At 29.8% G+C, this 15,683-nt stretch carries 13 protein-coding genes; all 13 read left to right on the top strand.

Features of this window, described 5'->3' with window-relative positions:
* Window positions 1-12: 12 nt before the first annotated feature.
* The 13 genes from RBH29_RS04380 to RBH29_RS04320 all read left to right on the top strand — a co-directional run bounded on the left by RBH29_RS04380 (window position 13) and on the right by RBH29_RS04320 (window position 15,678).
* On the top strand, window positions 13-1,419 hold the full coding sequence (locus tag RBH29_RS04380) for a tyrosine-protein kinase domain-containing protein (protein WP_306695460.1): 1,407 nt from the start codon (window positions 13-15) through the stop codon (window positions 1,417-1,419).
* 293 nt (window positions 1,420-1,712) lie between these two features.
* Complete coding sequence (locus RBH29_RS04375) at window positions 1,713-3,614, top strand: polysaccharide biosynthesis protein (RefSeq protein WP_306695459.1); 1,902 nt, start codon at window positions 1,713-1,715, stop codon at window positions 3,612-3,614.
* A gap of 105 nt (window positions 3,615-3,719) precedes the next feature.
* On the top strand, window positions 3,720-4,244 hold the full coding sequence (gene loaP / locus RBH29_RS04370; RefSeq protein ID WP_306695456.1) for an antiterminator LoaP: 525 nt from the start codon (window positions 3,720-3,722) through the stop codon (window positions 4,242-4,244).
* Window positions 4,245-4,469: 225 nt separating this feature from the next.
* On the top strand, window positions 4,470-5,543 hold the full coding sequence (locus tag RBH29_RS04365; protein WP_306695574.1) for a DegT/DnrJ/EryC1/StrS family aminotransferase: 1,074 nt from the start codon (window positions 4,470-4,472) through the stop codon (window positions 5,541-5,543).
* Window positions 5,544-5,565: 22 nt separating this feature from the next.
* Window positions 5,566-6,306: a sugar transferase gene (locus RBH29_RS04360; RefSeq protein ID WP_306695455.1), complete on the top strand. Its 741-nt coding sequence runs from the start codon at window positions 5,566-5,568 to the stop codon at window positions 6,304-6,306.
* 31 nt (window positions 6,307-6,337) lie between these two features.
* Window positions 6,338-7,165: a glycosyltransferase gene (locus RBH29_RS04355; RefSeq protein WP_306695453.1), complete on the top strand. Its 828-nt coding sequence runs from the start codon at window positions 6,338-6,340 to the stop codon at window positions 7,163-7,165.
* A gap of 222 nt (window positions 7,166-7,387) precedes the next feature.
* Window positions 7,388-8,224, top strand: coding sequence for a LicD family protein (locus RBH29_RS04350; protein WP_306695451.1), 837 nt, complete (start codon window positions 7,388-7,390; stop codon window positions 8,222-8,224).
* Window position 8,225: 1 nt separating this feature from the next.
* Window positions 8,226-9,197: a glycosyltransferase family 2 protein gene (locus RBH29_RS04345; RefSeq protein WP_306695449.1), complete on the top strand. Its 972-nt coding sequence runs from the start codon at window positions 8,226-8,228 to the stop codon at window positions 9,195-9,197.
* Between the two features lie 566 nt (window positions 9,198-9,763).
* Window positions 9,764-10,780 (top strand): hypothetical protein, encoded by a 1,017-nt coding sequence (locus RBH29_RS04340; protein WP_306695447.1) that lies wholly within the window; start codon window positions 9,764-9,766, stop codon window positions 10,778-10,780.
* Window positions 10,781-11,860, top strand: coding sequence for a TDP-N-acetylfucosamine:lipid II N-acetylfucosaminyltransferase family protein (locus RBH29_RS04335; protein WP_306695445.1), 1,080 nt, complete (start codon window positions 10,781-10,783; stop codon window positions 11,858-11,860).
* 175 nt (window positions 11,861-12,035) lie between these two features.
* A complete protein-coding gene (locus RBH29_RS04330) occupies window positions 12,036-13,547 on the top strand; it encodes a lipopolysaccharide biosynthesis protein (protein ID WP_306695443.1) in 1,512 nt (503 codons plus the stop codon).
* Complete coding sequence (locus RBH29_RS04325; protein ID WP_306695441.1) at window positions 13,534-14,322, top strand: nucleoside/nucleotide kinase family protein; 789 nt, start codon at window positions 13,534-13,536, stop codon at window positions 14,320-14,322. The genes RBH29_RS04330 and RBH29_RS04325 overlap by 14 nt, the downstream gene beginning before the upstream one ends.
* A gap of 159 nt (window positions 14,323-14,481) precedes the next feature.
* Window positions 14,482-15,678 carry an ATP-grasp domain-containing protein gene (locus tag RBH29_RS04320; protein WP_306695439.1) on the top strand — a complete coding sequence of 399 codons (1,197 nt, stop codon included), beginning with the start codon at window positions 14,482-14,484 and terminating at the stop codon, window positions 15,676-15,678.
* The last annotated feature ends 5 nt before the right edge of the window (window positions 15,679-15,683 follow it).

Here is a 15,683-nt window from a genome sequence, read left to right as displayed (position 1 = left end):
GGGTCAATGCTGATGCAAAGAAATGAGTTTGAAGAAATAGATTTAAGAGAAATTATGTTCTTACTTATTAGAAAATGGTATTTAGTTGCTATTTGTTTTATATTTGTTACTGTTTCGACGTTTTTAGTTACAAGCTATTACCTAACGCCAATTTACAGATCAGAGGCTACATTGTTTTTAGGAAAGGAAAGTGGCAATGTAGGTGGATTAAGTATTGGTGATATTCAGTTGAATAATCAGCTTATTGCAGATTACAGAGGGTTACTAGAATCAAGAAGTGTTGCAGAGAGAGTCGGAGATAAGCTTGATGTAAGTCCAACAAGACTTCGCAGAAACATTGATGTAAGTATCGTTAGGGATTCTAGGATATTTAAGATTGCTTATGAAGATGCCAATCCAGATCTTGCAATGGAAGTGGTTGATGAATTGTCAAATGAAATTCAGCAGCTGGCTGCAGATATTATAGAAGTAAAAAATGTAATGATTATAGACGAAGCAAGTTTTCCAACGTCACCTGTAAGACCCAATAGAACAATGAATGTTGCAGTGGCAGGATTGTTGGGACTTATGCTGGGAGTTGGACTTATTATTCTTCTAGAGTATGTAGATCACACATTTAAAAAGCCGGAAGAAGTAGAGAAACATTTAGGACTAAATGTGGTAGGAACCATTCCTAAGTTTCGTGGTGGAAAAAGAGGAAAGAGTAAGTCAAAGAATAGAAAAGAATTGGAGAAGGAATATCTTAAGAATTTAATTGTAAAAAATGATCCAAAGGCAGCTGCTACAGAAGCCTTTAGAGAGCTTAGGACAAACCTTCACTACATAAATATTGATAAAGAGGTAAAGACATTAGTACTTACCAGCCCATCTATGGGAGATGGAAAGTCTGTTACTGCTGCAAACCTAGCAGTTACTCTGGCTAAGTCAGGTAAAAAGGTTTTGATAGTTGATGCAGACCTTAGAAAACCTAAAGTACATCATTACTTTGGAGTTAAAAATAATGTTGGTTTAACAAACATTATTACTGATACAAAGGATAGTATTAAGTCTAAGGCAATTGGGAACACAGAAATTTCAAACCTAGAAATAATAACAAGTGGGCCTGTACCACCTAATCCATATGAGATGTTAAGTTCTAATAAGATGCACAGCTTTGTTGATGAAGTTAAAGATGAATATGACATAGTAATATTTGACACTCCACCTGTGGGACAAGTTACAGATGCAGCCATTCTAGCAGGGTTAGCTGATGGAACCATGCTTGTTCTAGCAAGTGCAGGTACTAGAATTGATATGGCAAAACGTGCATGTAAGGCACTTGAAGGGGTAAATGCACATATGGTTGGAACTGTTCTTACCAAGATTGATTTTAAAAAGACATCCTACTATGGATATAATTATAGTTACAAATATGAATAAATGATACAGAGTTCCATATAACAACATTTTATGATTTTATTGATTTTTTCTTGGTAAAGTGGTATGATATTTTTATGGAAGATTATATTAAATAAATATTTTTGTAAAAATATAAAGAATGCAAAAATAATAAAATTAAAATGGGACTAAATTGGGAGTATATGTAATTATATTAAAAATAGTTTATAACTAATTAAAAAAATCAAACGACATAGTTATTTGGGGGTTTCTTAAAAAGATATAAGAAATACTCTACATTTTATAAAATATAAGATACATTGGGGGATTTTGGAATGTATGCTGTAGTTGGAAAGCTTATGAAAGGCTTTAATCTCAATTTAACCTACAGAAAGTCACTTTTATTATTACTTGATATAATACTTATAAATGTTGCGTCATTTGGGGCAGTGTTTTTGAGAACTGATTTTAGAATACCGGAAGAATTTTTGGCCAGCTTTCGAGATTCGTACATAATAACAACTTTAATTTTTCTTATTGTATTTCGTCTTTTTAATCTTTATAAAAGTGTTTGGCGTTATGCAAGTATAGAAGAAATGAACAATGTGATATTTGCATCAATTGCTGGGGGAGGAACACTTTTTGTCTTATACGAGTTGCTTATCCCTAGTGTCAATTTTCCACGAAGTTATTATGTCTTGATGCCAATTCTAATTGTATTCCTTGTTGGAGGAATGCGGTTTTCCTATCGTGCAGTAAGGCGTGCAAAAAATGTATATTTTAATGGATTTGTCTCAGAACGAAAAAGAGTTTTAATTGTTGGTGGAGGAGAAGCTGGATCTATGATAATTCAGGAGCTTTTTGACAATCCACAGCTTTTAAAATATCCTGTAGCTGTTGTTGATGATAATCCATCAAAGAATAGGGCCAAAATTCATGGTGTGCCAATTTTGGGGACAAGAGCAGATATACATGAAATTGTCAAGGTAAAGAAGGTAGATGAGATAATAATTGCAATTCCTTCAGCCGGTAAAGCTGAAATAAAAGAATTGGCTAATGTTTGCAAAGAAACAAGATGTAAACTAAAGACAATTCCAGGTGTCTTTGAATTGATAAATGGACAAGTTGATGTTAAAAAAATAAGGGATGTAAATATTGAAGACTTACTTGGAAGAGACCCTATAAAGGTAAATTTAACTGAGATATGTAAGTATATAAGCTCTGAAGTTGTTTTAATAACAGGCGGGGGAGGTTCAATAGGAACGGAACTTTGCCGTCAGATAGCAAGATTTAACCCAAAACAACTTATTATTCTGGATATCTATGAGAATAATGCTTATGAAATACAGCAGGAACTTATTAAAAATCACAGTAATTTAAACCTTGAAGTTATAATAGCTTCAGTTAGAGATCGAAAAAGGATGGAAAGCATTTTTGAAAAATATAGACCGGGGGTTGTATTTCATGCAGCAGCTCACAAGCATGTACCTTTAATGGAAGCAAATCCAGCAGAGGCCATTAAAAACAATGTATTTGGCTCACTAAATGTGGCTGAGTGTGCGGATAAATTTGGTACAAAACGCTTTGTATTGATATCTACAGATAAGGCGGTAAACCCAACAAATATAATGGGAGCAAGCAAAAGAACGGCAGAAATGGTTATACAGTCTCTTGATAAGAAAAGTAAAACAGAATTTGTAGCTGTTCGATTTGGAAACGTACTTGGCAGTAACGGTAGTGTTATACCCCGTTTTAAAAAGCAAATATCTGATGGTGGACCTGTTACAGTAACCCATCCAGAAATAATAAGATATTTCATGACCATTCCAGAAGCTGTACAGCTGGTTATACAGGCTGGTTCTATGGCAAAAGGAGGAGAAATATTTATACTTGATATGGGAGAGCCTGTTAAAATTGTAGATTTGGCAAGAGATCTTATTAAGCTTTCTGGTTTTGAACCTGATAAAGATATTAAACTACATTATACAGGTTTGCGTCCTGGAGAAAAGCTTTATGAGGAACTGTTGCTTGCGGAAGAGGGCATTTCTCATACAAGACATGAAAAGATTTTTATTGGAAAACCAGTATTGGTGGATTATAATGAATTAAATAATAAGTTAAATTGGCTAAGAGAGATTCTTGTGCAGGAAAGAGCAGATAAGGTGGATAAGATAATGCAAAGTATTGTAGCAGAATACAAGAAAGCCGATACTGAAAAATCGAAAAAGGTTGGGTAGTAAAGCTATATGCATTAGTTAATTCACGTTAAACTGTTGAAAGAAAATTGAGTTTTTAGTATAATTTTAAAGATATATATTATCAAAGAAAGGTTGAGGCGAATTTTGTTTATCGAAAATAAGGAAGCTTGGTATGCATTATTCGTTAACGCAAATAGTGAAGAAAAAGTAAAAAAAATACTGGAAAAAGAAATAGGGGATGATTATTCCATTATCATCCCCAAAAGAAAACTACGAGAGAGAAAAGGTGGCAAATGGCACTTTGTAAAAAGAAAGTTGTTTCCAGGGTATGTACTTTTGAGAGGAACTTTATCTTTAGAGGATTACTACTATCTTAAAACAGTTCCAGGTATATTAAAACCTTTAAAAAGTGAGGATAAGGTGCTTACAATTGATGAAAATGAATTGGAAGCGCTAAGGATACTTATTGATAAAAAAGAAAATATCATTGGAATTTCAACTGTATATAAAGAGAATGATGTAATAAAGATTATAGATGGTCCTTTAACTGGATTTGAAGGAAAAATTGTAAGTGTTAATGGAAGAAAAGGAAGAGCAAAGGTAAGATTAGATTTTTTAAATGAAGAAAGAATTGTAGAGCTTGGTGTTGAACTTGTAGACAAAATCTGATGTTGAATATAGGTGTTTCGGCCCTGTATAATACTAAAGAGGTGATAGCACTCCTAACTGTAGCATAATTATTAATTATGTGAGTGGGCGAAGCTATACATATAAGTTGTAAAATTTATAATATTAGAGAGTCGATTGTTAGTACTAAAAATATAAGCAGCAGTTATTTGTTTTGTGAGGTGACATATTAAAGTGGCAGATAAAATTTATCTATCATCACCACATATGAGTGATGAAGGGTACGAAATGCAATACGTAAAAGAAGCATTTGATACCAACTGGATTGCTCCACTTGGTAAAAATGTAAATGAATTTGAAAAAGAGTTTGCAAATAAATTAGGTTCTAAATCGGCAGCAGCACTTTCTAGTGGAACAGCAGCATTGCATTTAGCTTTAAAGGCAGCAGGTGTTGAAGAAGGTGATGTTGTTTTTTGCCAATCGTTAACTTTTTCAGCTAGTGCAAATCCAATTATATATCAAAATGCAATTCCAGTTTTTATAGATAGTGATTATGAAACTTGGAATATGTGTCCTAAAGCACTAGAAGAGGCTTTTAAAAAGTATCCAGATGTAAAAGCAGTTATATTGGTTCATTTATATGGATTATCTGCTGATATAGATAAGATTCTTGAGCTGTGTAAAAAGCATAATGTAGTTTTAATTGAAGATGCAGCAGAAAGCTTGGGAACATATTATAAGGGGAAACATACTGGGACTTTTGGTGATTACGGTATATTCTCATTTAATGGAAACAAGATTATCACAACATCAGGTGGTGGAATGCTTGTTTCTGATAATGAAGAAAAAATTAAAAAAGCAAGATTTTGGGCAACTCAATCAAGGGATTCAGCAAGGCACTATCAGCACAGTGAATTAGGATTTAATTATCGTATGAGTAATATTGTTGCTGGTATAGGAAGAGGACAGCTTAAGGTTTTAGATCAAAGAGTTGAAAAAAAGAAATACATATTTGAGTTTTACAAAAAAGAGTTGAGTGAACTTGAAGGCATTAAATTTATGCCTGTTAATGAATGGAATCAGCCGAACTTTTGGTTAAGTTGCATAACTTTAAATGGAAAAACAAAACCGGCTGATGTAATTGAGGTCTTAGAAAAAGAAAATATAGAGTCAAGACCAATATGGAAGCCTATGCATATGCAACCATTTTTTATAGAATGTGATTATGTTGGTGTAAACGTATCGAGATGTTTATTTAAAAATGGTTTATGTTTGCCCTCTGACACAAAGATGACAGATGAAGATTTAAAAAAGATTTGTTCAATTATAAAAGGACTTTGATATTAAAAAGTAGGTGGAATAGATGCAGAGTGAAGTTAAAGAAGAAGTTAAGTCTAATATACATAGCTCAAAAAGTAGTGGCGTATATGAAAGGATTATCAAACGTCCAATGGATTTTATTTTGGCGTTGATGTCAATTATTGTTTTGAATCCAGTTTTTATAATGGTTGCAGTATTTGTTAGGTTAAAATTAGGTAGCCCAGTGCTTTTTAAGCAAAAAAGACCGGGACTCAATGAAAAAATATTTACTATGTATAAGTTCAGAACAATGACTGATGAACAAGACGAAAATGGTGACTTGCTTCCAGATTCATTACGACTAACTAAATTTGGGAAATTTTTAAGATCAACTTCTTTAGATGAACTTCCAGAGTTATTCAATATCATTAAAGGTGATATGAGTATTGTAGGTCCGAGACCACAGCTTGTAAGAGATATGGTTTTTATGACCCAGGAACAAAGGAAAAGGCACTCTGTTCACCCTGGACTTACGGGATGGGCACAGATAAATGGTAGAAACAACGTGACTTGGGAAGAAAAGTTGATGCTTGATTTAGAGTATATCAATGATATTTCCTTTATTAAAGACTGGAGTATTATATTTTTAACTGTTGCTAAAGTTTTTATGAAAGAAGATATTTCAACTGAAGGGTTGGATACAGCGGAAGATTTAGGTGATTACTTATTGAGAAAGAAAAAAATTAGTGAAGACGAGTATTTTTTTGCAATAGAAGAAAGTGAGCGATTATTGGTAAAAAAGTGATAGTAATTATTTAATATGAGAGGTAGTAGATGTGGAAAAATATAGTGTGTTGATGTCTCTATATATAAAAGAGAATCCTAGTTATTTAAGACAAAGTATTGATAGTATGATTAATCAAACTATTATGCCAGATGAAATAGTTTTAGTTAAAGATGGACCATTAACGCCTGAATTAGAAGAAGTAATAGAAGAATATTTATTAAAGCACCCTAATTTGCTCAATATAGTACCAAGTGAGGTAAATATAGGTTTAGGTTTAGCGTTGAACCTAGGCTTAAGCTATTGTAGAAATGAGCTTATTGCACGTATGGATACAGACGATATTTCTTTACCTGATAGATGCGAAAAACAGTTACAATACTTTGCCAAGGATGAGCAACTATCAATATTAAGTGGAAGTATCTCAGAATTTATTGATGACCAAAGAAATGTTGTAGGTAGGAGGATATTACCAATAGATAATATAGATATTCTTAAATATATAAAAAGAAGATGTCCAATTAATCATATGGCAGTTATGTTTAAAAAAAGTGAAGTTATAAAAGCAGGTGGATATCAAGATTGGTTTTGGAATGAGGATTATTATTTATGGATTAGGATGTACGAAAATGGTTGTAAGTTTGGGAACTTAGAAGATGTACTTGTTAATGTACGAGTAGGCTTAGATATGTACAAGCGGAGAGGTGGCATTAAGTATTTTAAAAGTGAAGCAAAATTACAAAAATACATGCTTGACAAAAAAATAATCAATATGGGACTATATGTTTATAATGTAGGAGTACGATTTATTTTGCAAGTATTAATGCCTAGCAGTGTTAGAGGAGTTGTTTTTAGACTGTTTGCTCGTGGTAAGATTTAAAAAAGAATAGAATCTTTAAGAAAGTGTTATTATATTTATTTCTTTGGAAAACATTTTTAAACCTGTTAAAGTAAACATCTAAAGACAAATTAAGTTAGGTGAATATTATAAACTTTAAAAAATTAGTTCTTAAATCAATTATTTTTAAAATAGATCTGTTTATAGTAAAAATCAAATAAAACAGTTGAGATTATAAAAAAGGAATTAAAAGGATTGGGTAATATGAATATTGACATAAAAAAAACACAGAGTAAAATACTTGAGATAGTAAAATACTTAGATGCATTTTGTAATGAGTATAATATTAAATATTATTTAGAAGGAGGTTCAGCGTTAGGTGCAATTCGGCACAATGGATTTGTACCTTGGGATGATGATTTTGACATTATTATGACATATGAAGACTATTATAAATTTATTGATATTTGCAAGAAACATCTTGATAAGGAAAGGTTTTATTTACAAAAAGAGGACACTAAGGAGTGGCCAATGTTTCACACTAAATTAAGGATGAACAATACTACATATATAGAAAGAGATACTGAAAATAGAAAAATGCATAAGGGTGTTTATATTGATATATTTTGCTTAAACAATGTTTCTGATAATAGAATTTGTAGATATTTTCAATATCTTGCATCTAGGATATTAATATCAAGAGCGTTGTATGATAGGGGGTATAATACCAGTAGCTTTTTAAAAAAAATAGTAATACATACATCAAGTGTTTTTGTTCGTGGTATAGTGCGCAAAAAATTGATAAATGTAGTAAGAGGGCTTAATGGAACAGATACAGCTTTTGTTGCTCACTTATTTGGGAGAGATAGTTATAATTCGGCAATTTTCCCAAGTAATTTTTTTGGTAAACCAAGATGTGTTAAGTTTTCTAACTTAGTCTTACCTGTACCACAAAAAGTTGAAAATTACTTAGAGGTTCGATTTGGTTCTGACTATATGAAGGTTCCTGATGCAAAAGTGCAGGAAGAATATCAGGGACATGCAGTTTTGGTTGATGTTGATAAAGATTATAGGGAATTTGAAAAAGAATATCAAGTTTGAGGTGAAATCATTGATAGATGTATCTATAATAATTCCATGTTATAATAGTTTTAAATTAATGGGGAGATGTCTAGAGTCTTTAGAAAATCAGACATATAAAAATTTTGAAGTAATTATTATTGACGATTGTTCAACAGATAATTCGTATAATGATTTACTAAAATATAAAGAAACCAGCAATATTGATTTTAAAGTATATAAAAACAAAGTTAATTGTGGACCAGGAGAATCAAGAAACGTAGGTATAAGCTATGCTAAAGGAGAGTGGTTAGCATTCTCTGATAGTGATGACTGGTACGTTGAAGATTTTATAGAAAAAATGCTTAAAAAAGCAGTTGAAAAAAAAGCAGATATAGTTATGTGTGATCACAATTATGTGTATAGTGATGGGAGATTGGAAAAGTGTAATGCAATGAATTTCTTTAATGATAGTTCAACAAAAAGAGACTTTATTGCATATTCTAGAACATCACTTTGGCGGTTATTTATTAAAAAGAGTTTATTTAATGATATAAAAATCCCTAAATTATATAATGGAGAAGACTTAGCAGTGGTTCCTCAACTATTAGCTAAATCTGATGTAATTGCAGTTGAACATGAGGCATTGTATAATTATTTAGTAAGGGGAGATTCCATTTCATTAAAACCTAATAAAAGGGTTTATGCTAGCTTAATTGAGGCATTTAGCATTGTTCAAAACTCTATAAAAAAGAGATATCCTTTAGAATGTGAGTTTATAGGTATTAAAACAATACTGTACGGTGTCACACTAAATGCGTTTAAAGCGGGTATTAGCCGTAAAGAACTTTATAGAATTTTAAAAGCTTTCAATGAAGAATACCCCAAGTGGCCAAAAAACCCACATATTAAAAAACTTGGTTTGTTTAAAAGAGTATATTTAAAAAGTATATATTTTCGCTTATACATATTCAATAAGTTATATGCACAAATACATTTTAGGCTTACTAAATAATTTATTTAGATCAATACAACTTAGTTTAGTATAAAATTGAAACTCTGCATTAAAAAAATCCATCTTATGGAATGTAACATGTTTAAGATTAATTTTGATATAATAATTTTTAGATTAAATCAAAAATAATTATATCAGCAAGAAAAAACAAACATATGAAATCAATATAAATTTTTGTTTGTTAACTATTTTAGAAAGAAGTGAGGCTATTTATGATTATTGAGAGCAATCATAAAAACACATTAATGACTTGCTATCCTAATGAAAAGGAAGAATATGAAGAAAACTATAAAAAAGAAAAAATTTATTTGCTAATATATAGCGTTTTATCTATGATTTGCTATCAGTTCATGGAAGGGCAATTGCTACATATATGCATGTTTTTACCTATTTTAATTTTAACCTTGCTCAAAAGTTCCCTTAGTTTCTATGCATTGATAATAACTCTTCCAATAATCACATCAGAAGGTGGCAACGTAATTATGCTATTTGTTGTTTATTGTGTTGTTGTTTTTTTAATCTGGGGCTTGATTAAAAATGTAAAAATACACAGGATGGATTTATTTTTGATTGTTATAATAAGTTGCCTTTCGGGGATTTCTTTTTTAGTTGGCAAAGACACGAATTTTGTTTATTATGGGTGGTTTCTTATTTCTATAGCTTTGTTTTTTGTTGCAAAAACATATTTTAAATATGATGGTTCTAAATTAGCAATTTTCTCATTTTATATGTGTGCTTTTTTACTTATTGGTATAGTTTTTACTAGCATATCATTTGAGCAAGCATTGGCACAAGGGCGATTATCTGTTTTTGGAAACATTAGAGTTTTGGCTAATGCTCTTGTTATACCATTATTATTTGAAACACATGATTTAATAACTAATAAGAATAAAAGTAAGAGTTTACTATATAAGCGTTCAAAATCGCTTGTGTTTTTAGTATTACTTATAGTTTTATTGATGACAGTTTCACGTGGAGCGATATTTGCATATTTATTTGGTTCGTTAATAATTGTACTTAAATCAAAGCAAAAAAGAATATTAAAAATATATTTAATTTTAGCAGCATTATATGTATCTATATTTATATTAGAAGAACAAGGTGTAATAAATATTTTGCGTTTATTTAACTTATCACGCCTGCAAACATTAGGGAATCGAGACCATATATGGGGATATTACCTATCTGAGTTATTTTCGCAAGATTTACTTGGTATTTTATTTGGTTTTGGTCCAGGAGAATTGTATCGTGTTAGTGGAGGAGTTATGAGTCGAGGTGCATATGCTCACTCTGTTCCTCTTGATTTTTTATTTACATATGGGATTATAGGAGCTACCATATTTAGTATTATAATGTGTAAGTTAATGAAAAGAATTATAAAATCTAAAAATACATTAGCAATAAGTGTTTTTTTAACAACCATAGTTTTATACTTTACACATGGAACAGTAATATCCAGAGAGTTTTATATACTTACTGCGTTAGTTATTTGTTTAACTCATAATGAAATAAACTCACAGTGTTTTATTAATTCACAAAACGATAAACAAAATGGTAATATAATTAGAAAGGGTGTTGACTAAATGATATTACACTTCATACACTATGATCCTAAATTTTTAGATACTATTATAAATATAATACAAATATTTAACATGAAACAGCATAATATAGTAGTTTATGGTAAAGGAGTTAAGGAAGAAAAGAAAGAAATTACAGATAATAAAAATGTTATTTATGGATTTAAGTATAATAGAAAAAGAATAAAAGGATTGATAAACGACAGTAAAGGGATTATATTCCATGGACTGTATGATCCATCTATTATTTTAATGCTAGCTTTGAATAGAAGGTTACTAAAAAAGTCAAACTGGGTTGTTTGGGGGGGAGATGTATATAGCAAAGGAACTAAAGATATATCTTTTAAAAAACGATTAAAGTTTGTTGTTCAAAGTACATTTGCAGCTAATTTTAAATATTTAACAACTCTAGCCGATGGGGATTATAAAGTTGCTGTTGAAAAATTTGGTGTCAAAAGCATTCATTTGAAAGGTTTATACGCAAATCCGGATACTAAAAAAGCTATTCAATTAAGAAATGAGAGAAAATCTTATACCAATGAGGTTATTAATATTCAAGTTGGAAATAGTGCAACTAAGTCAAATCACCACATGGAAGTATTTGACACATTATCTTGCTATAAAGATGAAAATATTCGTATTCATGCTCCATTATCATACAATGATCATGAATATGCTAAAAAGGTTATCAGATATGGAAGAGAAATTTTTGGTGAGAAATTTATACCCTTAACTAAATTAACAGATGCGTATACATATAATAAATATCAGAGCACAATGCATGTAGGTATATTTAATAATGATCGACAACAAGGCATGGGTAATATAGGGAAACTTCTTTTTTTTGGAGCTAAAGTTTACTTGCGAAGCAACACGGCATTATGGGATAAATATGTTAACTTGGAAAAATACCATTTGTTTGATATATCTAGCATATCTTCAATGTCATTTAAACAATTTGTGGATTTTGATGATAAAAAGGCCGAGCATAATAAAAAAAAGTACTTGGATTCTCGAGATATTAATCAGCTAAAGTCTATTTGGCAAACTATTTTTGATGCTATGCTAGAAGAAAAAGAATAATACTTATTTTAAAAATAAATTTGTTTAGCTAATTTTGATGATTAAAGTAGAAAAAGGATATTCTGCTGCACTGAACATTATAGTAGCTCATAATGTTTAAATTTGAAAATATATTACATTAAGTGATATAATAATTTTTGGTTAAATGTAGGATAGGATAGGAGAGAAATACAAAATGAGCGAAAAAACATCTTTGAAAAGCAAAGCAATATCTGGGGCAATATGGAGCTTTATTGATGTTACGGGAACACAAGGTTTGCAGGTTATAGTTCAAATTGTACTAGCTAGACTTTTATTTCCAGAAGATTTTGGGATAATTGGCATGGTAACAGTTTTTGTTGCTATATCGCAAGCTTTTATAGATAGTGGGTTTATGCAGGGTTTAATTAGAGAAAAAAAGGTTAAACATGAAGACTATTCCACAGTTTTTCTATTTAATCTTGTTATAGCAGTTTTATTATATTCAGTATTTTTCGTTTCAGCTGATTTAATTAGTCAGTTTTTTGGTTATTCAGAAATAGTACCTATTATAAGGGTTTTATCCATAATTCTAGTTATTAATGCTTTTGGGCTGATTCAAAGAACTATGTTAATGAAAAACGTTAATTTTAAGGCAATTGCAAAAATAAATTTAATTTCAGTATTTTTTTCGGGCATTATTGCAATTGTTATGGCTGCCTTAGGATTTGGAGTTTGGAGTCTTGTTGTAAAAACAGTTTTTATGCAATTTATAAAAGCAGTTTTGTTTAGTTTTTATAATCGTTGGATTCCTAAGTTAGTTTTTAATTTTGAGTCTTTTACTCGAATATTTAATTTTGGTTGGAAGCTACTTTTATCTAGAATACTAACTACTATTTATCAAAATATTTATTATTTAATAATTGGTAGAGGTTTTACAGCAACAGATTTAGGTCATTATACAAATGCAAAAAAGTTAAAAGATGCTGCGGCAAATACAATTACAATTTCAGTACAAAAGGTTAGCTATCCAGTACTTAGTAATATTCAAAATGATTCAGCTAGACTCAAAAGAGGATATAAACAAATAATTAAAAATTCAGTATTTGTGATTTTTCCAGTAATGCTAGGACTATCAGCTGTAGCTCCTGCATTATTTAGAGTTGTATTAGGAGAAAAATGGATAGCAGCAACTCCTTATTTTCAGATACTTTGCTTAGCTGGAATGTTGTTCCCGTTGCATGCAATTAATCTTAATATTTTGCAAGTTAAAGGTAGGTCTGACTTATATCTACTAGTTAGCGTCTTGAAAAAAATTGTAGGATTAACGTTTATAGGAATTGTCTTGTTTTTGGGGTTAGGAATTATGGGATTAATGTGGTCAGCAGTTGTAACCTCTTATTTATCATATTTTATTAATGCTTTTTATTCAAAGAAAGTAATATCATATTCAGTATTTGAACAAATTAAGGATATTTCACTATATTATTTATTGTCTGGTGCCATGGCTTTTATTGTATTTAGTATGAATTATATATTTAATATTAATGATATAATCTTATTATTTATACAGATTTGTGTAGGAGTGTCAATATATGTTGGGATTAATTTGATTTTAAAAACAACGGAATATAAAACTATTTTAACTATTTTGAAAGAAAACTATCATAGAATAGTTAGTAGAAAAAGCACAATTAGTGAAAGTGGAGAGATATATGAAAAGAATTGAATTTATTGGTGCCCCAGCTGTAGGTAAGTCAACTGTCTTGCAAGAAGTGTTAAAAATGAGAAGAAATAATGATAAATGGTTGACTCCAGGGGAAGCAATGGTGAAAATAGCAAAATCAATTAACTACAAAAAATCTATTTTGTTTAGGATTATTCACCTTTGCTTAAAACTAAACTTAATGAAAAGTCAACAAGTTAATATGGCTTCAATTATACTCAAAAAGCATGATCAGGATGTATTATCTAATGTGCAAGAAAAGTATAATGATATTGCAAATTTATATGTTAATGAATTATTTAAAAATGAAAATATAAATTCTATACACAAGCTAAAACTTAGTAGCTCTTACTTTAACATATTGTTTAAAGAAATTATGGTATTAGATTATTATCAATTAGATAATTTAGTTATTTATGATGAAGGTATAATACATAATAATTCAGCTTTTAAAAATGAAGAATTATGTGGACAAGTGTTAAAAAAGCATATAGATGATAAGTCAGATGTAATTCCAAGAGGAATTATATATTGTTACATGGAAGAAAAGCAATATTTAGAAAGAAGAAAAAAAAGAATTAATAATGGGAAGAAAATAATTTTTGATATGAATTTAAAAAATGATCAATTTGAAGAAATGTGTATTAGAGCTTTAAAAAGATCTGAAGACAAAATTAAAGTACTAGAAAACTATGATGTACCAATACTAAAAATCCATATGTCGCAATCAATACAGGAAAATACTAAATATGTTTATGACTTTATTAAAAATATGTAAAATTAACTTTTAATCCCTATTGCTCAATTTAAATTGTAGAGCTAGACATAAAAATTAATTTAATTCTACCAGTGTATGATTGTTTGTAGCTTATATAATTAAAAATCATTTTTAAATTTAATTTTTATAATAGTATATGATTAATTAAGGAGAATTAATATGAAAAAAATATTATTGCTTGGCGGTTCTACTCAGCAAGTACCTGCTATAGAATATTCGAAGAAAAAGGGATACTATACTATATTATGTGATTTTTTACCTAATAATCCGGGGCAACATTATGCAGAGAAGTTTTACTGCTTAAGTACCACGGATAAAGAAAAGATGCTTGAGATTGCAAAAAAAGAAAAAGTAGATGGTGTGGTTGCATATGCATCAGACCCAGCTGCTCCAACAGCTGCATATGTTTCAGAAAAAATGGGGCTTTCTACTAATTCATATAAATCTGTTGAGATATTAGCGTATAAAGATAAATTTAGAGATTTTTTAAAAAAAAATAATTTTAATTGTCCACACGCTGAATATTTTAAGAGTTATGAAGAAGCAGAAAAATCAATTAATAGGTTTAGGTTGCCGGTAATTGTAAAACCCATTGACTCATCTGGAAGCAAAGGTGTTAATAGAGTTGATTCAATTAAGCAGTTTAAAAGATTATTCGATTTAGCTATGGAAAATTCAAAATCAAAAAATGTTATTGTTGAAGAATTTATAAAGATGGATCATAAATATATGGTTGGTGGAGATTGTTTTGTACTAAATGGAAAAGTATCCTTTTGTGGCTTGTTGAACTGTCACAGGAATTCTAATGTAAATTCATTAGTACCTGTTGGAAAAAGTTATCCTGTTCAAATTAGTCAATTAAGAGTTAATAAAATTAAAGAAGAAATTCAAAAAGTAGTTGACTTATTAGATATTAAATTTGGAGGGTTTAATTTAGAGATAATGTTTGACAACGAAGGTAGGCTTTATCTTATTGAGATGGGACCACGTAACGGTGGAAATATGATTCCAGAATTGCTTAATATAAGTACAGGAGTTGATTTAGTAGCTGCAACAGTTGAAACAGCCATGGGAAATAGCAATATTGATGTGAAATATTTTGAAAAAGAATCCTATTTTTCTACTTTTAATTTACATACTGATAAGAAAGGTTTGCTTAAAGATGTAATATTTGATAAACAAGTAGAAAATAAAATAATAAAAAAGGTTTTATATAAAAAGCAAGGTGATTTGGTACAATACTTTGATGGTGCAAATAAAGCTATAGGAATAATATTTTTAAAATTTAATTCCATGGACGAAATGATAAATATTATGGATAATTCATCTGAAAAGATTAAAATTATAGTGGATTAGGTGAT

It is taken from the genome of Herbivorax alkaliphila, from assembly GCF_030848475.1.
Taxonomy (GTDB): Bacteria; Bacillota; Clostridia; order Acetivibrionales; family Acetivibrionaceae; genus Herbivorax.
The sequence above is the reverse complement of the archived record's forward strand: the minus strand, read 5'-3'. Positions and strand labels throughout refer to the sequence as shown.

Bases quoted from the DNA above. Each gene is read 5' to 3' on its own strand.
- RBH29_RS04380 (WP_306695460.1), top strand. From the start codon at position 13: ATGCAAAGAAATGAGTTTGAAGAAATAGATTTAAGAGAAATTATGTTC.
- RBH29_RS04330 (WP_306695443.1), top strand. From the start codon at position 12,036: ATGAGCGAAAAAACATCTTTGAAAAGCAAAGCAATATCTGGGGCAATA.
- RBH29_RS04320 (WP_306695439.1), top strand. From the start codon at position 14,482: ATGAAAAAAATATTATTGCTTGGCGGTTCTACTCAGCAAGTACCTGCT.
- RBH29_RS04360 (WP_306695455.1), top strand. From the start codon at position 5,566: ATGCAGAGTGAAGTTAAAGAAGAAGTTAAGTCTAATATACATAGCTCA.
- RBH29_RS04375 (WP_306695459.1), top strand. From the start codon at position 1,713: ATGTATGCTGTAGTTGGAAAGCTTATGAAAGGCTTTAATCTCAATTTA.
- RBH29_RS04325 (WP_306695441.1), top strand. From the start codon at position 13,534: ATGAAAAGAATTGAATTTATTGGTGCCCCAGCTGTAGGTAAGTCAACT.
- RBH29_RS04350 (WP_306695451.1), top strand. From the start codon at position 7,388: ATGAATATTGACATAAAAAAAACACAGAGTAAAATACTTGAGATAGTA.
- RBH29_RS04335 (WP_306695445.1), top strand. From the start codon at position 10,781: ATGATATTACACTTCATACACTATGATCCTAAATTTTTAGATACTATT.
- RBH29_RS04365 (WP_306695574.1), top strand. From the start codon at position 4,470: ATGAGTGATGAAGGGTACGAAATGCAATACGTAAAAGAAGCATTTGAT.